19 protein-coding genes are annotated in these 21844 nt (G+C 60.6%); 17 read left to right on the top strand and 2 right to left on the bottom strand.

Going from position 1 to position 21844, the window contains the following annotated elements:
• Position 1: 1 nt before the first annotated feature.
• The 6 genes from K3819_RS15290 to K3819_RS15265 all read left to right on the top strand — a co-directional run bounded on the left by K3819_RS15290 (position 2) and on the right by K3819_RS15265 (position 6637).
• Positions 2-1027, top strand: a complete 1026-nt coding sequence (locus K3819_RS15290) for a sensor histidine kinase KdpD (RefSeq protein ID WP_221397374.1) — start codon at positions 2-4, stop codon at positions 1025-1027.
• Positions 1028-1333: 306 nt separating this feature from the next.
• Entirely contained in the window at positions 1334-2908 is a 1575-nt protein-coding gene (locus K3819_RS15285) for a phospholipase D family protein (RefSeq protein WP_221397373.1), read from the top strand.
• A gap of 94 nt (positions 2909-3002) precedes the next feature.
• Positions 3003-3401 carry a DUF5329 domain-containing protein gene (locus K3819_RS15280; protein WP_221397372.1) on the top strand — a complete coding sequence of 133 codons (399 nt, stop codon included), beginning with the start codon at positions 3003-3005 and terminating at the stop codon, positions 3399-3401.
• Between the two features lie 148 nt (positions 3402-3549).
• Entirely contained in the window at positions 3550-4371 is an 822-nt protein-coding gene (locus K3819_RS15275) for an ABC transporter substrate-binding protein (protein WP_039768560.1), read from the top strand.
• The gene (locus K3819_RS15270) at positions 4368-5213 is read left to right on the top strand and encodes an amino acid ABC transporter permease (protein WP_221397371.1); all 846 of its coding nucleotides are present in this window, start codon (positions 4368-4370) and stop codon (positions 5211-5213) included. The genes K3819_RS15275 and K3819_RS15270 overlap by 4 nt, the downstream gene beginning before the upstream one ends.
• A 35-nt stretch (positions 5214-5248) precedes the next feature.
• Positions 5249-6637 carry an LLM class flavin-dependent oxidoreductase gene (locus K3819_RS15265; RefSeq protein ID WP_221397370.1) on the top strand — a complete coding sequence of 463 codons (1389 nt, stop codon included), beginning with the start codon at positions 5249-5251 and terminating at the stop codon, positions 6635-6637.
• A gap of 2 nt (positions 6638-6639) precedes the next feature.
• On the opposite strand, the gene K3819_RS15260 is transcribed toward K3819_RS15265, so the two are convergent.
• Both K3819_RS15260 and K3819_RS15255 read right to left on the bottom strand, forming a co-directional pair.
• Positions 6640-7347, bottom strand: coding sequence for a cupin domain-containing protein (locus K3819_RS15260; RefSeq protein WP_221397369.1), 708 nt, complete (start codon positions 7345-7347; stop codon positions 6640-6642).
• 61 nt (positions 7348-7408) lie between these two features.
• Positions 7409-8263, bottom strand: a complete 855-nt coding sequence (locus tag K3819_RS15255; RefSeq protein ID WP_085610319.1) for a GNAT family N-acetyltransferase — start codon at positions 8261-8263, stop codon at positions 7409-7411.
• A 592-nt stretch (positions 8264-8855) separates the two neighbouring features.
• On the opposite strand from K3819_RS15255, the gene K3819_RS15250 reads away from it, so the two are divergent.
• From K3819_RS15250 to K3819_RS15200, 11 genes are all read left to right on the top strand, one after another.
• Entirely contained in the window at positions 8856-9524 is a 669-nt protein-coding gene (locus tag K3819_RS15250) for a haloacid dehalogenase type II (protein WP_085610318.1), read from the top strand.
• A gap of 32 nt (positions 9525-9556) precedes the next feature.
• Positions 9557-10831, top strand: coding sequence for an FAD-binding oxidoreductase (locus tag K3819_RS15245; protein ID WP_221397368.1), 1275 nt, complete (start codon positions 9557-9559; stop codon positions 10829-10831).
• 94 nt (positions 10832-10925) lie between these two features.
• Positions 10926-12563 (top strand): ABC transporter substrate-binding protein, encoded by a 1638-nt coding sequence (locus tag K3819_RS15240; protein ID WP_039768550.1) that lies wholly within the window; start codon positions 10926-10928, stop codon positions 12561-12563.
• A 47-nt stretch (positions 12564-12610) separates the two neighbouring features.
• A complete protein-coding gene (locus K3819_RS15235; protein ID WP_221397367.1) occupies positions 12611-13567 on the top strand; it encodes an ABC transporter permease in 957 nt (318 codons plus the stop codon).
• Positions 13564-14439, top strand: coding sequence for an ABC transporter permease (locus K3819_RS15230; protein ID WP_221397366.1), 876 nt, complete (start codon positions 13564-13566; stop codon positions 14437-14439). Before K3819_RS15235 ends, K3819_RS15230 begins: the two co-directional genes overlap by 4 nt.
• Before the next feature lies 1 nt (position 14440).
• Positions 14441-16282: an ABC transporter ATP-binding protein gene (locus K3819_RS15225; protein WP_221397365.1), complete on the top strand. Its 1842-nt coding sequence runs from the start codon at positions 14441-14443 to the stop codon at positions 16280-16282.
• Positions 16279-16587, top strand: coding sequence for a (2Fe-2S)-binding protein (locus tag K3819_RS15220; protein ID WP_221397364.1), 309 nt, complete (start codon positions 16279-16281; stop codon positions 16585-16587). Before K3819_RS15225 ends, K3819_RS15220 begins: the two co-directional genes overlap by 4 nt.
• Entirely contained in the window at positions 16569-17945 is a 1377-nt protein-coding gene (locus K3819_RS15215) for an NAD(P)/FAD-dependent oxidoreductase (RefSeq protein WP_221397363.1), read from the top strand. The genes K3819_RS15220 and K3819_RS15215 overlap by 19 nt, the downstream gene beginning before the upstream one ends.
• Entirely contained in the window at positions 17942-19096 is a 1155-nt protein-coding gene (locus K3819_RS15210; protein ID WP_221397362.1) for an FAD-binding oxidoreductase, read from the top strand. The genes K3819_RS15215 and K3819_RS15210 overlap by 4 nt, the downstream gene beginning before the upstream one ends.
• Entirely contained in the window at positions 19093-20250 is a 1158-nt protein-coding gene (argE, locus tag K3819_RS15205; RefSeq protein ID WP_085610311.1) for an acetylornithine deacetylase, read from the top strand. Before K3819_RS15210 ends, argE begins: the two co-directional genes overlap by 4 nt.
• A 123-nt stretch (positions 20251-20373) precedes the next feature.
• On the top strand, positions 20374-21831 hold the full coding sequence (locus K3819_RS15200; RefSeq protein ID WP_085610310.1) for an NAD-dependent succinate-semialdehyde dehydrogenase: 1458 nt from the start codon (positions 20374-20376) through the stop codon (positions 21829-21831).
• Positions 21832-21844: the final 13 nt, after the last annotated feature.

Genomic DNA, 21844 nt, shown 5'->3' with positions numbered 1-21844 from the left:
CATGAGCGAGGGTCACGGCAAGAATGAGCAAGCCATCGCTGGCGCTGCACGCGAACTGTTCGTGCTCGGCCAGAAAACGGTGGCGGCGCGTGCGGTGCTGGCAGCGGTTCATAAAGAACTCAACCAGGCCAATGCCCAGCTCGTCGATAGCCACCATGTCGAACAATTGATTGAAGCCAACCAGCAACTGGTGCTGTCAATCCTGTCGGCGCAGTCGGATGCAGAAAATCCGACAGTCGCCCAGGCAGAGCAGCAAATGTATCTCGAATTGCGCGAGGCAAACGAGAAGCTGGTGATAGCCGCGCTGAGTGCCCAGGATTTGCAGGCGGCCGCTGAACATGCGCTGGAACAGCAACGCAACTTCCTCAACCTGGTTGCACACGAACTTCGCAATCCTCTGACACCCATCAGCATGATTGCCGGCCGGCTGGTACGTGTGCCGAGTGAAGAACTGCCGCGCATGCAGGTGTTGATAGAGGGGCAAGTGAAGCAGATGTCCCGCTTGGTCGAAGACCTGCTCGATATCGCCCGCGCCAGTACCGGCAAGTTTCGACTTGATTGCCAGCGTGTCGATATGGCTCGAATCATTCATGAGGCGATAGATGCCTGCAGCCCGCTCATGATCGCTAACAGTTTGAGTTTCAGCTCGAACCTGCCGGAATGCGCCTTGATGGTTAATGGTGATCCAGCGCGCCTCACTCAAATCCTCGGCAATCTACTGGGCAACGCCGCCAAATATACGCCCGCCAATGGCACGGTCTCACTGACTGCGACGATTGAAGTCGACCACCTGACGATATGCATTCGCGATACCGGTATTGGAATAACGCCCAAGGCGCTGCCGTTCATTTTTGAGCCGTTCGTACAGGATGTTCACGCGGTCGGTTTCAATGGGGCAGGCCTGGGCATTGGACTTACGGTCGTGCGGGAATTGATCGAAGCCCACGGCGGTACTGTGGCGGGGACCAGTTCGGGAGAAGGGAAGGGTAGCGAGTTCGTCATGAGACTGCCCTTGGCTGGTCATTGACGCCTTCTACAAGTCGACCACCGTTATACCAAGGCCTCTGACTGCGGGAGCGTAGCGGAAATGCTTCGCGCTGCCATTTTAATCAGCGGTACCAGTTGCTTTTTTTCTTGTCGATTGCTGTCCACACACTCTTTTCCACCATGGGCAGCTCCCGCAAGTGTCAGCGGATGAACTACGCTCCTGAAACAACCCCCGCAGATTGAAGAAAACAGTGCAATGGGTCGATATGACCACAAGGCTGGAGGGAACCAACAGGCCATTCTTCAGGATCCGGTTCCCTGATGTTCATTGCCCGGAGTACGCTCCGTGAGAAACCAGCAGCGCTTGTTTGTTCTTCTGTTGCTCGCCGTACTCTTTGGTGGGTGTACGACCCCCAATGTCCTCCACGAACCCAGCCAGGCTTTGCCGGCAAGCGATTCGGCGTTCGGGCGTTCAATCAAGGCCCAGGCTGCCCCGCATCAGGGCCAATCGGGGTTTCGTTTGTTATCCGAAAGTGCCGAAGCGTTCAGTGCCCGCGCCGAGCTGATTCGTAATGCCCAAAGCAGCCTGGACCTGCAGTACTACATCGTCCACGACGGCATCAGTACCAGAATACTGGTGAGCGAGTTGCTCGACGCCGCCGACCGCGGCGTCCGCGTGAGGATTCTGCTCGATGACACCACCAGCGATGACCTGGACCGGATTATCGCGACGCTGGCGGCGCACCCGCTGATTCAAGTGCGCGTGTTCAATCCGCTGCACCTGGGACGCAGCACCGTCGTAACGCGAACGATGGGGCGGCTGTTCAATCTGTCGCAGCAACACCGACGGATGCACAATAAATTGTGGGTGGCAGACAACTGTGTGGCAATCGTCGGAGGCCGCAATTTGGGGGATGAGTATTTCGATGCGCAGCCTGACAAGAATTTCAAAGACATCGATATGTTGAGTGTCGGCCCGGTTGCGGAGCAGTTGGAGCAAAGTTTTGATCAGTATTGGAACAGTGCGCTGAGCAAGTCGATCGAGCAGTTTCTCTCGATCAGGCCGACGACCAGGGACCTGCAAAATACCCGGACCCGGCTGGATGAATCCCTGGAGGAAACTCGCAAGCAGGATCACGCGCTCTATCAGCAATTGATGACTTACACCACTCACCCACGCCTGAATGTCTGGCGCCGGGAGCTGATCTGGGCCTGGAACAAAGCGATGTGGGATGCCCCGAGCAAGGTATTGTCCAAGGGCGAACCCGCTCCGCACTTGCTGTTGGCCACCCAGTTGGCGCCTGAACTTGACGGCGTCAGCAAGGAGTTGATCATGGTTTCGGCCTACATGGTGCCTGGTCAACCGGGATTGTTGTACTTGACCGGTCGTGCCGACGCCGGCGTGTCGATCACCTTACTGACCAACTCTCTGGAAGCTACCGATGTACCCGCCGCGCACGGCGCTTACGCGCCTTATCGAAAAACCTTGCTCAAGCATGGTGTGCAGTTGTTCGAATTACGCCGCCAGTCCGGCGACAATGCCGACAGCCATAGCGGACCGCGTCTGTTCCACAGCGGGTCCTCCAGCAGTTCCGACTCCAGCCTGCATAGCAAGGCGATGATTTTTGACCAGCAGAAAGCTTTTATCGGGTCGTTCAATTTTGACTCGCGATCCTTATTGTGGAACACCGAAGTCGGGGTGTTGGTTGATGATCCCGAACTCGCGGGGCGGGTGCGTGAACTAGCCCTGGAAGGTATGGCGCCTGCTCTGAGTTATCACACCGTGCTGGAAAAGGATCAACTGGTCTGGGTCACCGAGGATGACGGCAAAAAGCATACGTTGACCAGGGAGCCGGGGAGTTGGTGGCGACACTTCAATTCGTGGCTGAGCAGCGCGATCGGGCTGGAGAGGATGCTATAGAGACCGCATCAAGTTTGGGTCTGCGACCAACCGGACAACGACGGGCGATACTGCCAGAGCTCGTTCCATTCCTTTTTCAAGAGCAGGATGAATCATGCGAATGAGAGCAGGGGAAACGGCGAGGCGTATCAGCCAATGGGTCATGATTGCAGGGATCAGCCTCATCGCAATCGTCGCAGATGCGCAGGTTCAAACCAGACCTCAAACCATTGAAGAGATAAAAGCCTTGCTGGACTTTGTCGAACACAGTGAGTGTCAGTTTGTGCGCAATGGCAGCGAATACCCAGGTCCCCGTGCTCGAGCGCATCTGGAGAAAAAGCTGAATTATCTTGAAGCCAGGAACAGGGTGAACAGCGCAGAAGACTTCATCGATCTTGCTGCCACTCAAAGCAGCATCAGTGGGCGCGCCTATGAGGTGCGTTGTGCAGAACGCACAGAACCCGCCAGCAGCTGGTTGAAGAGGGAGCTCGACAGGCAACGGCAACTTCATTAACGGGCCTTGGAGATGAAGGCTTTGCCTGATGCTGGCGGCTGAATTTCATATAGCCCAAGTGTAGCTTTTTATTCCTAAAACGAAGTTCATATTAATTTTATAGTGCGTTTTAATCTAACCAGGCATTTCCTGATTGGAGCATTCGCACTTGAAGATCCCGACACATTTGACACTTGGCCTGGCGCTCGCCGTCAGTTGCGCTGCAGCCTTCGCCGGGCCCACCCTTGATCGCGTGACGCAAAAAGGTGAGCTCACCGGTGTCCTGATGGAGAGTTACCCGCCGTTCTCTTTTCTCAATGACCAGAACCAGCTCGACGGCTTCGATGTGGATGTCGCTAAAGCTGTGGCCGAGCGCCTTGGGGTCAAGCTGAAACTTGAAACACCTTCCTGGGACGTGATTGCCGCGGGGCACTGGAACGGTCGATACGACATCTGCGTGTGCTCGATGACACCGAGTAAGGCGCGGGCCGAAGTATTTGATTTCCCCGTGGAGTATTACCAGTCACCGGCGGTGATCGTGGTCAATGCGAAGGACAAGGACATCGTCACTGGCAAAGATTTGTCCGGCAAAAAAGTCGGTGTGATCAGTGCGTCGACTTATGAGGCCTATCTGAACAAGGATCTGGTCATTGAAGGCGCCGAGGACAAACCGTTGAGCTATCCGTTCGACAATGTCCAGATCGCCCCTTACGACAATGAAACCGTTGCCTTCCAGGATCTCGCACTGGGTACTGGCGTGCGCCTGGATGCCATGGTCACCAACCTCATCACCGCGCGTGAACGCATCGCTCAGGATCCGCGTTTCAAGATTGCCGGAGATCCACTGTATGCCGAGCCGAACGTCGTGGCGGTCGAGAAGGGCGATCCGCAATGGAATGCGAAAGTCACCGAGGTCATTGCGCAACTCAAGACTGACGGCACGCTGAGCAAAATATCCCGCAAGTGGATCGGTTCTGATATCAGCCAATGACAGCCATCAATCCGCATCCGGCCAAAGCGGCCGTCAGCCCGCAAAAGCAGCCGCCACTGACACGTCAGCTGTTCGGCTTTCGCACGCGCCTTTATCTGACCTGGGCGGCGCTGTCGGGTCTGGGCGTGTGGTTTTTCATGCGCTTCGATCTGAAATTTTCGATCATTGTGGAAAAGTTGCCGAACCTGGTCGGCCTGCATCTGGGGCCGAACGGGTTCTTGCAGGGCGCGGCGCTGACGATATTCCTGTGTTTCTGCTCGATCTGGTTTTCGTTATTGCTGGGCTTTGTCACCGCGCTGGCCAGACTGTCGAGCAGCGCCGTGGCGTTTGGTATCGCCAGCTTCTACGCCTCATTCTTTCGCGGCACGCCACTGTTGATCCAGATCCTGTTGATCTATCTGGGGCTGCCGCAGTTGGGCGTGGTGCCAGGCGCAATCAGCGCCGGGATCATCGCGCTGTCGCTCAACTACGGGGCTTATCTGAGTGAGATTTTCCGTGCCGGCATCCTCGCTGTTGCCCCAGGTCAGCGCGAAGCGGCAGCCGCACTGGGCCTGAGGCCGGCCGCGACGTTCATCCATATCATCCTGCCGCAAGCCATGCGCACGATCATTCCGCCGACCACCAGCCAGTTCATTTCGATGCTCAAGGACTCGTCCCTGATTTCGGTCATGGGGGTTTGGGAAGTGATGTTTCTGGCGCAGTCGTACGGGCGCTCGTCCTACCGTTACATTGAAATGCTGACCACCGCAGCCGCCATCTATTGGCTGTTATCCATCGGTCTCGAACTGATCCAGCATCGCCTCGAACGCCATTACGGCAGAGGCTTCAAGCATCAGCGCTGAGCCATTCCGTTGAATGATTTCTTGCAGGAACCAAGATGTCCGATCCCAAACCTCTGCTTTTTGCACTCTATGAACAAGCCAGTGTCGGGTGCGGCGGTGCGCCGAGTCTGTGGACGCACCCGGCTGACGAACGCCTGGCGATCAACTCGCTGGGCTACTGGTCAAACCTGGCGCGGATTGCCGATCAGGCGCACCTCGATATGTTGTTCTTTGGTGATGTTCTGGGTTTCTACGATGTGTTCGGCGGCAATGCCGATGCGGCCATGAAATGGGCGGTGGAAGCACCGGCCAACGATCCGTTGATGATCATTCCGGCATTGGCGGCCGTGACGGAAAACCTGGCGTTTGGTGTCACGGTGACCACCAGTTATGAGCATCCGTTTACCCACGCCCGGCGCTTCAGCACGCTTGATCACCTCACCAATGGGCGAGTGGGCTGGAACATCGTCACCTCTTACTTGTCCAGTGCCGCCCGCAATTTCGGGCTGGAGCAAATGATCAAGCATGACGATCGCTATGAACGCGCCGAGGAGTTTCTCGACGTGGTGTACAAACTCTGGGAAGGCAGTTGGGCCGATGACGCCGTGGTTGCCGACAAGGCCCGCCAGCTGTATGCCAGAGGCGAGCGGGTGCGACCGATCAATCACGAAGGGGCGCACTATCGCGTGGCCGGGCCGCACCTGACCGCTCCGTCGCCGCAGCGCACCCCGTTGCTGATTCAGGCGGGCTGGTCGGGACGCGGTCGAGAATTCGCCGCCAAGCATGCGGAATTGATCTTTATCGCTAAATCCAACCCGCAGGAAATCCGTCAGGGCCTGGAAGACATCTGGGCCCAGGCTGAGGCGCGGGGGCGTCAACGTGAAGACGTGAAATCGTTGACGGTATTGCGCATCGTCACGGCCAAAACCGAAATCGAAGCCCAGCGCAAATACGACGAGTTGCAAAGCAACTATCACTTGCAGGCACAACTGGTCAGTTACGCCGGTGACACCGGCATCGATATCAGCCGCTACGCCGACAGCGATGCGCTCTCGACGCACACCGAAGGCCTGACCTCTTACGTGATGCGCCCCGATGGCAGTGGTAAGCCGCTGACGGCGGGTGATGTGAAAAAGCGCTTCGCCAGCGTTACCCGTGGCAGCGACCTGATTCTCGTCGGTACGCCGCAGCAAGTGGCCGATCGCATCGAAGAGCACGCGCGAATTTCCGGCACCAGCGGCTATATGCTCAACCCGTTGATCAGCCCAGGCAGCCTTGAGGACTTTGTCGAACTGGTTATTCCCGAACTGCAAAAGCGTGGGCTGTACCGTACTCGACCCCAGAGCGGCACTTTCCGCTCGCGGTTGCGGGCAGATCACTCCAGTCACCTGCCTGCCTCGGCTTATGGGGCTTCGTTCCGCTTCGACAAGGCGCTTCATGGCTGACGCTATTTAACCGCATACACCTTGCGTACATAGCGCGTGCTTTTCCAGGCGCACGGTGCCCCGCGCGCAACAAATACGCTGTCGCCGGTATTGACGGTCACGCTCAAGCCCTCAGGTGTCTGCAACGTTACGCTGCCTTCGAACAGGTACATCAGCTCATTGAGCTTGTGCGGGCGACCGTGACGTTCGTAGGGCGTCGAGTCCCACACGCCGACACGCAGATCGGTTGTGGCGTCTTCGAAGGCATTGCGTGAGCGGCATTGCGGTGCCGGACCGATCAGTATCTGCTGCTCCGGCGCGGCGGAGGGAGATAGGTGCGCCAGCGGGTCGAGCGGGGTCAGGCCGGGTGTCGCGGCTTTGGTGGCCATGGCGCAAAACGCCCATCGGGTGCCGGTCTTTGCTTCGATCCGCAGGGCCGTGCCGCGGCCGATGACCGCGCTGGCGCCGACGGCCAGTTCCAGCGTCCGCTCCCGGGTTTTCAACGTCACATGCCCCGCGTGAACCACGATCACCTCGGTGTGCGGGAAGTCCTCGATATCAAGGCTTGCGCCTGCTTTGACGATGCCTGCAGATATGCCGTCGCTCCCTGACCAGGCGACCTGACGTCCGGTCGAGAAAGGGTCTGCAGCGTTCAAGGGTTGCTGTTTGAAAGCGGTGTCGACGCGACTGCCATCGGCGCGAGCCAGCAGCATGATGCAAGGTTCGAACATACGGGTGAAGCTCCAGGTCTTGAGGGAATTTCATGGGGGGCGACCAGCGCCAGCCCGATAGTCAGCCGATGGCTTGGGTGACCAGGGCAAACTGCCGAACGCCATGGTGTGCCTGCGGTGCAGCACCGCGGGACATTTGGGCCACGGTGTCGACCTTTTTCAGGCCGGCGGCCTCCAGCCAATCGGCCAGGCCACAATCGGCTGGAATATCGATGCGCACAAAGGCGTCCGGTATCCCGGCCAGCAATGTCGCGATCAGATGTTGGGCCTGCCCAAGGTTTTCGGCGATCAACGGGCCGATGCAACGACCGCGACCGAACGGGCGCAGCAGGGCGAAGGCGCGCAACTGGCCGGCGCGCACAATGCCCACCGAATGCTCTACGACAGTGAACAGATCGCTGAGCACCGCTTGCCGATCCAGCCCGCTGCCGGCATTGGCCAGTTCCAGCACCCGCCCATGATCCGCCTCGTGCAGCGGGCGGCATTCCTCACCGTCTGCCAATGGTCCGGGCACGGGGGCTTGCGCCAGGCCCTGATGCTGCTGAATCCGGCCAAACTCGACAAAACCCTGGCTGGCATACAGCGGTGCGCCGGCCACGGTCGCATTCAATATCGCCGTGCTTGACTGGCAAGCCTGCAGCGCGTGTTCCATGAGCTTTCGCCCGATGCCCTGGCCCTGGTAATCGTCACTGACAATGACCAGGCCAATGGTCGTGAAATCACCTTGCGGGCAGGCGAACGCGGTGCCGATCAAACGCTCGCCATCGAGTACGACAAAGCCCTTGCTGACCCGTTGCAGCATGGCCCAGTCGTCAAGTCGATGGGGCCACTTCAATTGCACGGACAGGGCATGGGCCTTGGGCAGGTCGTCGGCAGTCATCGGCCGATAGACGTAGGAAGGGAGTGGGGTGGACATGGCGATTCTCCGATCAAGAGTGTGCGCTGGCGCCGGGTTTTGCGGCGAGGTGACGCCTGTATCCCATCTGGATGAAAGCCTGACAAGGGGGCAGGGAATATTCGGCAGATTCCGCGAAGCACGGTCCCGAAGACCACACTTACTACTTAATCCGGGCCTTGTGTCGGCAGCAAATGCTTGGGCCTTTTTACCCTATAAAAGGCTTGTACCGAGCCTCGTCGCTCAGGCGCAGGATGTACGTTCAATCGCCTCGATTCAGAACCGGGCTGAGATGCGCCGCAGCAACTGATGCCACGGCTGCGATGGGGCGCAGTTTCTGCGGGCAAAGTCGCTGCCCGAAGTCCAAAGCGGCTGATAAAGGTCCATAAGTGCGCATAAACCGGGGCTTTGCCCAAGGCTGGAGCGCACCGCAAAGTCTGCTGAGCGGCGTGACCAAAACGGTGATTTGTATCGAACGGAGGTCGCTTTTAACGCCATCTGCTGATTTCACGGTGTTGTAATGACGGTGTGCTGCAGCGTTGCATCGCTACTGCGCAAACCAGGCAAATGCTTGTAGCGCCATTGACCTCAACGAACTTCAGGAACGCACTCAATGAGCTTTCTTCGCCCCAAATTCATTACCTTCGACTGCTACGGAACGCTGACCAATTTCCACATGGGTACGATGACCCGCGAACTCTTCGCCGATCGCGTTCCCGCTGAGCAGATGGATCAGTTCGTCAAGGATTTCTCGGCCTATCGCCTGGACCAGGTCATGGGCGACTGGATGCCGTATGACGAGATTCTCAAGATCGCTCTGGCGCGTACCTGCAAGCGTTGGGGAATCGAATACCGCGAAGAAGGCCAGCTGTATTACGACGCCGTTCCGACCTGGGGCCCGCACCCGGACGTACCGGCCGGCCTGTCGAAAATCGCCGACAAGATTCCCCTGGTGATTTTCTCCAACGCCAGCAACAGCCAGATCATGTCCAACGTCGAAAAACTCGGCGCACCTTTTCACAAAGTCTTCACGGCCGAACAGGCACAAGCCTACAAACCACGTCTGGCGGCGTTCGAGTACATGCTCGACAACCTCAACTGCGGCCCGGAAGACATCTTGCATGTGTCCTCCAGCTTCCGTTACGACCTGATGCCGGCCCACGACATGAAGATCAAGAACAAGGCCTTCGTCGCCCGTGGCCACGAAGTACCGGGCAATGCCTTCTACAGCTACCACCAGATCCCGGACATCGGCGGTCTGGCCGCACTGGTCGGCCTGTAACGACATCCTCATTGGCAAAGGCGGGATTGAACATGGGCAGTGAATCCTACTGGCTCGACAGCGCACCGGCCTTCACCGGCGCACAGCTCGGCGGTTTGCCCGGGCAAGTCGATGTGGCCATCGTCGGTGGCGGTTTCACCGGGCTGGCGGCAGCCCGGGCCCTGGCGCTCAAGGGCGCCAGTGTGGTGGTGCTGGAAGCCGGGCGCGTGATCGGCGAGGCTTCGGGACGCAATGGCGGGCAGTGCAACACGGGGGTGGCGCAAGATTACGCCAGCCTCAGCGCCAGCCTCGGTGCCGACCGGGCCAAAGCCTATTACCAGGCTTACGAAAGTGCCGTGCAAAGCGTTGTCTCGTTGGTCGAGCAGGAGCAGATCGCCTGTGACCTGTTGCGCAACGGCAAGCTGAAACTGGCGGCAAAACCGCTGCACTACGAAGGGCTGGCCCGCACCTGCGAGCTGATTCGCAACGAAGTCGATGCCGATGTTGAATTGCTGTCTGCCGAACAGACCCGCACCGAAGTCAACTCTGCGCAGTTCCATGGCGGCCTGTTGCAGCGCAATGGCGTGCAGATGCACGTCGGGCGTTTCGGCGTCGGTCTGGCAGAAGCGGCGGTGCGTCACGGCGCGCTGATCCATGAGGGCACCTCGGTGCTCGACTGGAAAGCCCGGGCTGGTGGTTATCAGGTCAACACCAGCCAGGGATCGCTGCACGCCGGGCAGATTCTGCTGGCGACCGGTGCCTGTCAGCACGGTGGTCTGGGCTGGTATCGGCGGCGGATTGTGCCGGTGGGCAGCTTCGTCATTGCCACCGAGGTTCTGCCGCGGACGCTGATCGACCAGTTGCTGCCGGGGCGCCGCGCTTATGTCACCAGTCGAATGATTGGTAACTACTTCCGCCTGACCCCGGACAACCGCCTGCTGTTTGGCGGGCGCGCGCGGTTTGCCATGTCCGACAGTGTCAACGATGCCAAGAGCGGCAAGGTGCTGCAGGCGGCAATGATCCAGATGTTTCCGCAACTGGCCGGCGTCAGGATCGATTACTGCTGGGGCGGCCTGGTAGACATGACCTCCGACCGTTTACCGCGAGCCGGCCAGCACGGTGGCGTGTTCCATTCGATGGGCTACAGCGGCCACGGCGTGCAGATGTCGGTGCACATGGGGCAGGTGATGGCCGATGTGATGGCGGGCAATGCCGAGGCCAACCCCTGGCGTGAACTCGACTGGCCGGCGATCCCCGGGCATTTCGGCAAGCCGTGGTTCCTGCCTTTCGTGGGCGCCTATTACCGCTTTCAGGACTATTTGCATTGAGCTGATGCTGTGGCTTTACCGTCGTTTGCGTTTCCAGGACGTTCCGGCCAACCGGAACACTTGAGCCTTCTTAATTTCGACAGGTAGCACTGAAATGACTGATCACAAGAACGACTCACCTCTGATCTCGGGCGAAGAAAGCCTGCGGGTGTTCGAAGGCCTCAATCGCGGCATGTCACGCCGTCACGCGTTGCAAATGCTCGGCGTGGCCGGTGTAGCGGCTGCCGGCGCCGGCAGCCTGTTCGGTGCCGCGGGCAAGCTGTTGGCCGACGATACGGCGACGCCGGGCAAAGGCAAGCAGGGTGGGCGCATACGTGTCGCCGGCATGTCCAGCTCCACCGCCGATACCCTCGACCCGGCCAAAGGCGCGCTGTCCACCGACTATGTGCGGCATTACATGTTCTACAACGGCCTGACCCGTTTCGACGCGCACCTGGTGCCGCAACTGGAACTGGCCGAGCGCATCGATAACACCGACGCGACCCTGTGGACGATCACCCTGCGCAAGGACGTGACTTTCCACAACGGCAAAACCCTCAGCGCGGCCGACGTGGTGTTCTCGCTGTCACGACACAAGGATCCGCTGACCGGCTCCAAAGTCATGCCGCTGATGGAGCAGTTCGCCGAAATCAAGGCCACAGGGGCCAACGAAGTACAGATTCGCCTGACTGCCCCGAACGCCGAATTGCCGTCGATTCTGGCCGTCTCGCATCTGCTGATCGTTCCCGAAGGCACCACTGACTTCAACCAGGGCATTGGCACCGGACCGTTCAAGGTCAAGGAGTTCAAACCGGGTGTACGTTCGGTCGCCGCACGCAACACCGGCTACTGGAAGCCAGGCCTGCCGTACCTCGACGAAATCGAATTCATTGCCATCGGCGACGAGCCATCGCGGGTCAACGCGCTCCTGTCCGGCGACGTGCACATGATCAACGAGGTCAACCCGCGCTCCACCGACCGGATCAAGGCCAGCGCCAGACACCGGGTCGTTGATGCGCCGTCGGGCAACTACACTGATTTGATCATCCGTCAGGATCAGCTGCCAGGTCAGAACGCCGATTTCACCCAGGCGATGAAGTACCTGCTCGATCGCGAACAGATCAAGTCGGCGGTGTTTCGCGGCTTTGCCGTGGTCGGTAACGATCATCCGATCGCGCCCGGCTCGCGCTACTACAACAGCGACCTGCCGCAAACAGTCTACGACCCGGAAAAAGCCAAGTTCCTGCTGAAAAAAGCGGGCATGGAAAACATCAGCATGGAGCTGTTTGCGTCGCCTGCCGCAACGGGTTCCGTCGATATCGCAGTGCTGTTGCAGCAGTCGGCCAAACAGGCCGGGCTCAAACTCGACGTCAAGCGCCTGCCGAGCGACGGCTACTGGTCCAACCACTGGATGAAGCACCCGATCAGCTTCGGCAACATCAACCCACGTCCGAACGCCGACGTGATGTTCTCGCAGTTCTTCCAGTCGAAGGCGCCGTGGAACGAGTCCGGCTGGAAGAACGAACAGTTCGATCAGTTGCTGATGCTCGCCCGCGGCGAAACCGACGATGCCAAGCGCGGCAAGATGTACGCGGACATGCAGACTCTGGTGCACGACCACTGTGGCATCGGCATTCCGGTGTTCATCAGCAACATCGACGGCGTCGATCAACGGATCAAGGGCTACGGCAGCAACCCGCTCGGCGGCTTCATGGGTTACATGTTCGCCGAGCAGGTCTGGCTGGACGCTTGAACAGAGCCGTCGAAATGAACGGCAAGCCAGGTGCAGGAGGGTAGGCGATGAATAGCAGCACACTGTGGTTGATCGGTCGACGGCTGGGCGCCGCGATCGTGACTTTGTTGATCGTATCGATGGTCGTGTTCGCGATCACGGCGGTATTGCCTGGAGACGCGGCGCAACAATCCCTTGGCCAGTTTGCCACTCCGGAACAGGTGGCGGCGCTGCGCCTGAAACTGGGGCTCGATCAACCCGGTGTGGTGCGTTACCTGCACTGGTTGATGAGCCTGTTCAGTGGCGATATGGGCGTGTCGGTATCCAACGCGATGCCGGTCGTCGAGCTGATGGCCGGGCGCGTGCCCAACACCTTGATGCTGGCGGCCGCCACCGCGCTGGTGTCGGTGCCGGTGGCGCTGGTTCTCGGCATCGGCTCGGCGATGGGCCGGGGCGGGCGGATCGACAGTGTCCTGAGTTTCACCACCCTGGCCATGGTCGCGGTGCCAGAGTTTTTGGTGGCGACCCTCGCGGTGCTGATCTTTGCGGTAAACCTGGGCTGGTTGTCGGCGCTGTCCTATGCCAGTGACATCACTTCACCGTGGCAATTCATGCGCACCTATGCCTTGCCGGTGATGACGCTGTGTTGCGTGATCGTTGCGCAAATGGCGCGGATGACACGCGCGGCAGTGATCGACCAGCTCGACAGCCCCTACGTGGAAATGGCCCGGCTCAAAGGCGTCAGTCCGATGCGCATCGTACTGCGCCACGCTTTGCCCAATGCCATCGGGCCGATCGCCAATGCGATTGCGCTGAGCCTGTCGTATCTGCTCGGAGGGGTGGTGATTGTCGAAACCATCTTCAACTATCCCGGCATCGCCAGCCTGATGGTCGATGCCGTGACCAACCGTGACATGGCACTGGTGCAGGCCTGCACCATGTTGTTCTGTACGGCTTATCTGGGTCTGGTGCTGATTGCCGACCTGTGCGCGATTCTGTCCAATCCGAGGCTGAGAAACCAATGAACAATCTCATTGTGAAATCGACGCCCGCGGCCCCCGATCTGTCAGCCGGCAAAGTGTCTCACGGGCCCGCGTGGCTGGGACTCATCGGCGCCGCCATCTGCGTTATCTGGCTGCTGGTCGCGTTGGTCGGCCCGTGGCTGGCGCCGCATCCGGTCGGCGAAGTGGTTTCAGGCAATGTGTTCGACAACATCAGCGCGGTGTACCCGTTCGGCACTGATTATCTGGGCCGCGACATGCTCAGCCGGGTGCTCGTCGGCGCACGTTTCACCGTGGGCCTGGCGTTGATTGCGGCGGTGCTGGCCAGTGCGCTGGGCACCGGTTGCGCGCTGCTGTCGGTGGTCTCGCCGAAGTGGCTGGACGAAGTGATCAGCCGCTTGATGGACGCCTTTATCTCGATTCCGAGCAAGATGCTCGCGTTGATCATGGTCTCGGCGTTCGGCTCTTCAGTGACGCTGTTGATCAGCACGGCAGTGTTGAGCTTCGCCCCGGGCGCGTTCCGTATCGCCCGCAGCATGGCGGTGAACATCGAAGCGCTGGAGTATGTGCAGGTCGCCCGAACCCGTGGCGAGCGGCGCTTGTACATCGCGTGCGTGGAGATCCTGCCGAATATGCTCAACCCGGTGCTGACTGACCTGGGCTTGCGGTTTGGTTTCATTGTGCTGCTGCTCAGCGGCATGAGTTTTCTCGGACTGGGCGTGCAACCGCCGGATGCCGACCTCGGTTCGCTGGTGCGGGAAAACATCGGCGGCCTCAATCAGGGTGCGCCGGCCATCGTCATCCCGGCGCTGGCCATCGGCACCCTGACCATCGGCGTGAATCTGTTTATCGACAGAGTGTCGTCGCGACGCAGTCGCCGCACGGGAGGCCATTGAAATGACCCAATTGATTCGAGTTGAAGACCTGCGCGTGGTCGCTTGCGGCGAACACGGGGAAACCGAAATCGTCAAAGGCGTGAGCTTTGCCCTGGAACAAGGTGAAGTGCTGGCGTTGATCGGCGAGTCGGGCTCGGGCAAGACCACCATTGCCCTCGCTCTGTTGGGGTATGCCCGACGGGGCTGTCGGTTGTCCGGCGGCGTGGTACAGGTCGGCGAGCACAACATGCTCGCGCTCAGCGAGCAGCAATTGCAGGGCCTGCGCGGTAATCGGGTGTCGTATATCGCGCAGAGCGCTGCGGCGGCTTTCAACCCGGCGAAGAAGCTGATCGACCAAGTGGTGGAGGGCGCGTTGATTCATGGCCTCGGCACCCGCGCCGCCCTTGAGGCCAAGGCCATTGAACTGTTCCGCGACCTGGCCCTGCCGGACCCGGATCACATCGGCCAGCGTTACCCGCATCAGGTGTCCGGCGGGCAACTGCAGCGGGTGATGGCGGCAATGGCGCTGATCAGTGATCCGTTGCTGGTCATCCTCGACGAACCGACCACGGCGCTCGATGTGACGACCCAGATCGACGTGTTGCGAGCGTTCAAACGCGTGGTGCGTGATCGTGGCGCGACAGCGGTGTATGTGTCCCATGACCTGGCCGTGGTGGCGCAAATGGCCGATCAGATTGTCGTGCTCAATGGCGGTCAGATCTTCGAACAAAGCGCCACGGCGGCGCTGCTCAAAGGCCCGCGTCATGAATACACCCGCAGTTTGCTGGCCGCCGCGCGGCCGGACACGACGATCCGCCCACCTGGCGGTATTGCCGAAGAAACCCCGCTGCTGACCATTCGCGGCCTGACTGCCGGTTACGGCAACAAGAACACCCAGGGCATGCCGGCCATTCGTGTACTGGAAGACATTGATCTGACCGTGCGCCGGGGCCAGGCGATTGGCGTGATCGGCGAGTCGGGTTCGGGCAAGTCAACGCTGGCCCGCGTGGTGGCCGGCCTGCTCACGCCGGCATTGGGCGGGCTGACCTTTGACGGGCAACCGCTGGGCGGTTGTCTGGCCGAACGCAGCGACGAGCAATTCCGGCGGATCCAGATGGTGTTCCAGAACGCCGACACGGCGCTCAATCCGATGCACAGCATCAGCACGATTCTGAGTCGGCCGCTGAAAATGTATTTCAACCTCAAAGGCGCGGCGTTGCGCGAACGTATCGGTGAATTGCTGGATCTGGTGCGCCTGCCGCGAGCCCTGGCCGAGCGTCGTCCGAGCGAGTTATCCGGCGGGCAGAAACAGCGGGTGAACCTGGCGCGGGCACTGGCGGCCAAACCCGATCTGATCCTCTGCGATGAAGTGACCTCGGCGCTTGACACCGTGGTCGGTGCCGCGATTCTCGAATTGCTCCGCGACTTGCGTGAGCAGCTCGGTGTGTCCTACCTGTTCATCAGTCATGACATCTCCACCGTGCGCGCGCTGTGCGATGACGTGGTGGTGATGTACAGCGGCCACAAGGTTCAGGCCGGCAGCCGCCAGTCGTTTGCGCAGGCACCGTTCCATCCCTACACCGATCTGTTGATTCACTCGGTGCCGGAGCTGCGCCAGGGCTGGCTGGAAACCTGCGGGACGACTTGCGGCGAACTGCCGTCCATCGGGCCCAAAGCCAATGTCGCCGAGCTGTGCACCTTCCTCAATCGCTGCCCGGTGCGCGTCGATGGCCTGTGCAACCGTACGGCACCCAACCGCCGAATCATCGACGGTGGCAGTGAAATTCTTTGCCACCACGACAGCGTCGAACTGCTGAAAACCCAGCGGGACGTGACCACCTTGAATCAGGGAGCCTATGCATGAGTGCTCGTTTTGTGAGACTGGCCGAGCAGGGTCGGGTGACCGTCGGGTTGACCGTGGATGGCGTGCCCATCCAGGCGTTGCAGGGCGACACACTGATGGTCGCATTGCTCACTCAGGGCAATGCGCTGCGCCAGTCGGAGTTCGATGCCGGTCGACGTGCCGGGTTCTGCCTGATGGGCGCCTGCCAGGATTGCTGGGTGTGGACGCGCAGCGGCGAACGTCTGCGTGCGTGCTCCAGTGAAGTCCGTGAAGGGCTGGATCTCGTCACCACACAACCGGAGGCGACATGGCCACTGCACGGGTAGTTATCGTCGGCGCCGGCCCTGCGGGGATTCGCTGCGCCGAGACGTTGGTGAAGGCCGGCATCAAGCCGGTCCTGATCGATGAAAATCGCCGCGACGGCGGCCAGATCTATCGGCGCCAACCCGAAGGTTTCACCCGCGACTACCGCGCGCTGTACGGCACTGAAGCGGCCAAGGCGCGCGACCTGCACGAGAGTTTCGAGCGCTTGCGCCCACACATCGATTACCGGCCCGACACGCTGGTGTGGAATCTGGTGCCCAAGCAGTTGTGCTGCGTCAGTCAGGGGCACCATACGACGGTGGACTACGACGCGCTGATCCTCTGCACCGGCGCCACGGATCGTTTGATGCCCATTGAAGGCTGGCAGCTGGCGGGCACCTACAGCCTCGGCGGGGCGCAGATCGCGCTCAAGTCGCAGGCGGTTTCTATCGGTCATCGCGTGGTGTTCATGGGCAGCGGCCCGCTGTTGTATCTGGTGGCCAGCCAGTACGTGAAGGCCGGCGCCAACGTCGCCGCGGTGCTTGATACATCGCCGATGAGCAAACGCATTGTGGCGCTGCCGAAGATGCTCGCGCGGCCCGGGGTGTTGCTCACCGGGATGAAACTGTTGGCGCAGTTGTACCAGGCAAAAATTCCGGTGCACCTGGGGATCAAGCCGGAGCAGATATCGGGAGATGCCACTAGCGGCGTCAGTGGCGTGCGCGTGCGCTCAGCCAAAGGCGAAAACCTGGACATCGATTGCGATGCCGTGGCCCTGGGGTATCACTTGCGTCCGGAAACCCAACTGGCCGATCTGGCCGGGTGCCGCATGCGTTTTGATGAAGCATCCGGCCAATGGTGGCTGGCGCTTGATGAAGAGGGCCGCACTTCGGTCAGCGGTGTGTATGCCGCTGGCGACGGGGCAAAGATCCGCGGCGCCGATGCGGCTGAACATGCCGGACGTCTGGTGGCGATGGCTCTGTTGGAGGATCAGCAACAACCGGTGGATGCCGGTTTGCGCGCGGAGCAACGGCGCGCACTGGCGTTGATGGATCAGTTCCGCCTCGGTCTGGCGCAGGCATTTCCCTGGCCCGCCGAACAGGCCCGGGCGTTGCCGGATTCGGCGATCGTCTGTCGCTGCGAGATGATCAGCGCGGGCGAACTGCGCCGTACGGTCAGTGAAAAGGGCGCGTGTGAAGTCAATCGGGCCAAGGCCTTCAGTCGGGTCGGCATGGGCCGTTGCCAGGGCCGCTACTGCTCCCAGGCCGGCGCCGAAGTGATTGCCGCCGCGGCCGGCGTCAGTGTGCAGCAGGTCGGCCGTCAACGCGGTCAGGCCCCCGTCAAACCGTTGCCGATGGTGATCATCGAGGAGCCGTCATGAACCCGCAGAAAAGTGATGTATTGATTATCGGCAGCGGCATCATGGGCGCGGCGTCAGCGTTTTTCCTGTGTCAGCGCGGGCACTCCGTGACGCTGCTCGAGCGCGACCTGATTGGCCAATACGCCAGCGGCGTCAACTTCGGCAACGTGCGGCGTCAGGGCCGTTATCTGGGGCAACTGGAATTGGCCAACCGTTCGTTTGCGCTGTGGAAGCGCTTGCCGGAGCTGATTGACGACGATCTGGAATTCATCGCCAGCGGCCACATGCGCGTGTGTTACCGCGAAGACGAAATTGCCGAGCTCGAGGCGTATGCCGCTGCACCGGAGGCGGCCCAACTGGATCTGCAGGTCTATCGCGGCGCTGAACTGCATCGGCGTTTTCCATTTCTGGGGCCGGACGTGAAGGGGGGCTCCTACGCGCCGCATGACGGTCACGCCAACCCGCGTCTGGCGGCGCCGGCATTTGCCCGGGCGGCGCGGCGGATCGGTGCGCGTATCGAAGAACAGACCGAAGTGGCCCAGGTGCAGAAAACCGCAGGCGAGTTCAGCGTCACCACCACCGATGGCCGGCAATATCGCGCCGCACAACTGCTGATCACCGCCGGGGCCTGGGGCGAGAAACTGTCCGCGCAGTTCGGCGAACCGGTTCCGCTGGACACCCATGGCCCGCAGATGGCGGTGACGGAACCGGTGCCGTACGCCTTGCCGACGGTGATTGGGGTGTTCACCAAGATCCCTGAGGAAGTCATTTATTTCCGGCAGATTCCGCGCGGCAACATCATCATTGGCGGCGGCTATCGCAGCAAACCGGACATGCTCAATCGCCGCGCTTATGTCGAGCCGCGCAGCATCCTCAACCAGATCCGGCAAATGCGCCGACTGCTGCCGGGCGTCGGCAATCTGAACATCATTCGAGTCTGGAGCGGCATCGAAAGCTATCTGCCGGACTCGCTGCCGATCATGGGGCCAAGCGGTACGGTCGATGGCTTGTATTACGCGTTCGGCTTCTGTGGCCATGGCTTCCAGTTGGGGCCGGGCGTCGGTGACGTCATGGCTGAATTGATCAGTACCGGCAGTACCTCCACGTTGATTGAACCCTTTTCCATACGCCGGTTCGCCCCCCTGGCCGAACAACGGAGCAAAGCCTCATGAAACCCCGTGTACTGGAGATTCTCAAACGATTGATTGCGTTCGATACCGTGTCGTCGGAATCGAACATGGCGTTGATCGAGTACGTTCGCGAGTTGCTGCTGAGCAAGGGCATCGAGTCGCTGATCGTCAAGGACGAAAGCGGCAAGAAGGCCAATCTGTTTGCCAGTACCGGTCCGAAAGACCAACCGGGCATTCTGCTGTCCGGACACACCGACGTGGTGCCAGCAGCGGGGCAGGCGTGGACTGTTCCACCGTTCCAGCTGACGGAGCAGAACGGGCGGGTTTACGGGCGCGGCAGTTGCGACATGAAAGGCTTTATCGCCCTGTCCATCGACGCGATGCTTGACGCTGCTGAACATTCCCTCAGCCGTCCGCTGCAACTGGCGCTGTCACACGACGAGGAAATCGGCTGCGTTGGCGTGCGGCGTTTGCTCGATGTGCTGCACCTGGCGCCGGTGCGACCGTTCCTGTGCCTGATCGGCGAACCGACCAACATGCAGTTTGTGCTGGGGCACAAGGGCAAGGGCTCGTACCGCACTTATTGTCGGGGGCTGGAGGCGCATTCTTCGCTGGCGCCGCGCTCGGTCAACGCGATCCACGTTGCCTGCGATTTCATTGCTGCGTTGCGTGAATCCCAGCGCCAACTGCAGGAGCAGGGCGCCCGGGATGCCGATTACGACGTGCCTTACACCACCGTGCACGTCGGCCAGATCGGCGGTGGTCGGGCGCTGAATATCGTGCCGAATCTGTGCACGGTGGATTTTGAGGTGCGCAATTTGCCGGCCGATGATCTGGAACAGATTCTCGCGCAGATGCAGGAGCGTGCCGAGGTGATCGTGCGCGAGGCGCAGAAGCTCTCAAGTGTGGCGGCCATCGAGATTGAAACGGTCAACGTCTATCCCGGACTGGACACCCACCCGAGCGTCGAAGCGGTACGTTTTCTGAAAAATTTCGCGGCGCCGGATACCGCGACGTCCAAGGTTTCGTTCGGTACGGAAGGCGGGTTGTTCAAGCAGCGTCTGGATGTGCCGGTGGTTGTCTGTGGGCCAGGATCGATCGAGCAGGCGCACAAGCCGGACGAGTTTATCGAGATCAGCCAGATGGAGGCGGGGGAGCGCTTTCTGGAGGGTTTGCTCGGTTCGCTGAAACGATAGGAAACAGCAATTCTGCTGTTCCACCGTCAATTTCAGCAGCCGACACTGTCCGCTACGCGCTTTCAGCATCCTTATCCGTCGAGTCTCCCTAGACTGGAATCTGTCTCGGATCAGGACTCGACCATGCTCAAGAATCGTTTGAAAGACCCCGGTCTTCTCGCAGAACTCGCTTATGTGAACGGCCAGTGGATCGGCGCCGATGACCGCGCGACCCTGGATGTCGTCGACCCGGCCAGCGGCGAATTGATCGGCCGCGTGCCCGCCATGCAAGGCGTGGAAACCCGACGCGCCATCGCCGCCGCCGAACAGGCCTGGCCCGCCTGGCGGGCACGACCGGCCGCCGAACGAGCGGCGCTGCTGGAGCGTTGGTATCAGGCGATGATCGACAACCTCGATGATCTGGCGCTGATCATGACCTGCGAACAAGGCAAGCCGCTGAATGAAGCCAAAGGTGAAATCCGCTACGGTGCGGGTTTCGTCAAATGGTTTGCCGAAGAGGCTCGGCGGATTTACGGCGAAACCATGCCGGCGCCCAGCGGCGACCGCCGACTGTTGACCCTCAAGCAACCGGTGGGTGTCTGCGCGGCGATCACGCCGTGGAATTTCCCCAACGCGATGATTACCCGCAAGTGTGCACCGGCTCTGGCGGCGGGGTGCCCGATCATCGTCAAGCCGTCGGATCTGACGCCGCTGTCAGCGCTCGCGTTGGCGGTGTTGGCTGAGCGCGTCGGCATTCCGGCCGGGGTGTTCAATGTGCTGACCGGCATGCCCGCCGGGATTGGCGAAGAGCTGACCGGCAACCCGACAGTGCGCAAGATTTCCTTCACCGGTTCCACTGCGGTGGGCCGTTTGCTGATGCGCCAGAGTGCCGAACACATCAAGCGATTGAGCCTGGAACTCGGCGGCAACGCACCGTTCATTGTGTTTGACGACGCTGATCTTGAGCAGGCGATTACCGGGATCATGCTGAGCAAGTTTCGCAACGCCGGGCAGACCTGCGTCTGCGCCAACCGGATTCTGGTACAGGACGGCATTTACCAGCGTTTTGCCCAGCGTCTGGTCGAGGAGGTCGGCAAGCTCAAGGTCGGCAATGGCCTGCAAGACAACGTGACCATCGGCCCGCTGATCAACAAGGCGGCCGTGAGCAAGGTGGCCCGCCACATCGATGATGCCTTGAGCCAGGGCGCGCAGTTGCTCTGCGGCGGCGTTCCCGAGGGTGACAGTCAATTTGTGCAACCGACGGTGCTTGGCGGTGCCCACGCCGGCATGCTCCTGGCCAACGAAGAAACCTTCGGCCCCGTCGCGCCGCTGATGCGGTTCACCGACGAAACCGAAGCCTTGGCCCTGGCCAACGCCACACCGTTTGGCCTCGGCGCCTATTACTTCACTCAAGACTTGCGGCGTTCATGGCGTTTCGGCGAGGCGCTGGAATTCGGCATGGTTGGCCTCAACACCGGAATCATCTCCATGGAAGTCGCGCCGTTCGGCGGCATCAAGCAATCGGGGCTGGGTCGTGAAGGCAGCAAATACGGTCTTGACGAATACCTTGAAGTCAAAGCCTTCCACATCGGCGGCTTGTAACTTCACAACAACG

Source organism: Pseudomonas sp. 3-2 (assembly GCF_019710535.1).
In the GTDB taxonomy this organism is placed as follows: domain Bacteria; phylum Pseudomonadota; class Gammaproteobacteria; order Pseudomonadales; family Pseudomonadaceae; genus Aquipseudomonas; species Aquipseudomonas pharyngis.
The sequence above is the reverse complement of the archived record's forward strand: the minus strand, read 5'-3'. Positions and strand labels throughout refer to the sequence as shown.

What these genes read in the sequence shown, in the direction of transcription:
- K3819_RS15290 (WP_221397374.1), top strand. Translation starts at nt 2, where the DNA reads ATGAGCGAGGGTCACGGCAAGAATGAGCAAGCCATCGCTGGCGCTGCA.
- K3819_RS15280 (WP_221397372.1), top strand. Translation starts at nt 3,003, where the DNA reads ATGCGAATGAGAGCAGGGGAAACGGCGAGGCGTATCAGCCAATGGGTC.
- K3819_RS15270 (WP_221397371.1), top strand. Translation starts at nt 4,368, where the DNA reads ATGACAGCCATCAATCCGCATCCGGCCAAAGCGGCCGTCAGCCCGCAA.
- K3819_RS15265 (WP_221397370.1), top strand. Translation starts at nt 5,249, where the DNA reads ATGTCCGATCCCAAACCTCTGCTTTTTGCACTCTATGAACAAGCCAGT.
- K3819_RS15260 (WP_221397369.1), bottom strand. Translation starts at nt 7,347, where the DNA reads ATGTTCGAACCTTGCATCATGCTGCTGGCTCGCGCCGATGGCAGTCGC.
- K3819_RS15255 (WP_085610319.1), bottom strand. Translation starts at nt 8,263, where the DNA reads ATGTCCACCCCACTCCCTTCCTACGTCTATCGGCCGATGACTGCCGAC.
- K3819_RS15250 (WP_085610318.1), top strand. Translation starts at nt 8,856, where the DNA reads ATGAGCTTTCTTCGCCCCAAATTCATTACCTTCGACTGCTACGGAACG.
- K3819_RS15245 (WP_221397368.1), top strand. Translation starts at nt 9,557, where the DNA reads ATGGGCAGTGAATCCTACTGGCTCGACAGCGCACCGGCCTTCACCGGC.
- K3819_RS15240 (WP_039768550.1), top strand. Translation starts at nt 10,926, where the DNA reads ATGACTGATCACAAGAACGACTCACCTCTGATCTCGGGCGAAGAAAGC.
- K3819_RS15235 (WP_221397367.1), top strand. Translation starts at nt 12,611, where the DNA reads ATGAATAGCAGCACACTGTGGTTGATCGGTCGACGGCTGGGCGCCGCG.
- K3819_RS15230 (WP_221397366.1), top strand. Translation starts at nt 13,564, where the DNA reads ATGAACAATCTCATTGTGAAATCGACGCCCGCGGCCCCCGATCTGTCA.
- K3819_RS15225 (WP_221397365.1), top strand. Translation starts at nt 14,441, where the DNA reads ATGACCCAATTGATTCGAGTTGAAGACCTGCGCGTGGTCGCTTGCGGC.
- K3819_RS15220 (WP_221397364.1), top strand. Translation starts at nt 16,279, where the DNA reads ATGAGTGCTCGTTTTGTGAGACTGGCCGAGCAGGGTCGGGTGACCGTC.
- K3819_RS15215 (WP_221397363.1), top strand. Translation starts at nt 16,569, where the DNA reads ATGGCCACTGCACGGGTAGTTATCGTCGGCGCCGGCCCTGCGGGGATT.
- K3819_RS15210 (WP_221397362.1), top strand. Translation starts at nt 17,942, where the DNA reads ATGAACCCGCAGAAAAGTGATGTATTGATTATCGGCAGCGGCATCATG.
- argE (WP_085610311.1), top strand. Translation starts at nt 19,093, where the DNA reads ATGAAACCCCGTGTACTGGAGATTCTCAAACGATTGATTGCGTTCGAT.
- K3819_RS15200 (WP_085610310.1), top strand. Translation starts at nt 20,374, where the DNA reads ATGCTCAAGAATCGTTTGAAAGACCCCGGTCTTCTCGCAGAACTCGCT.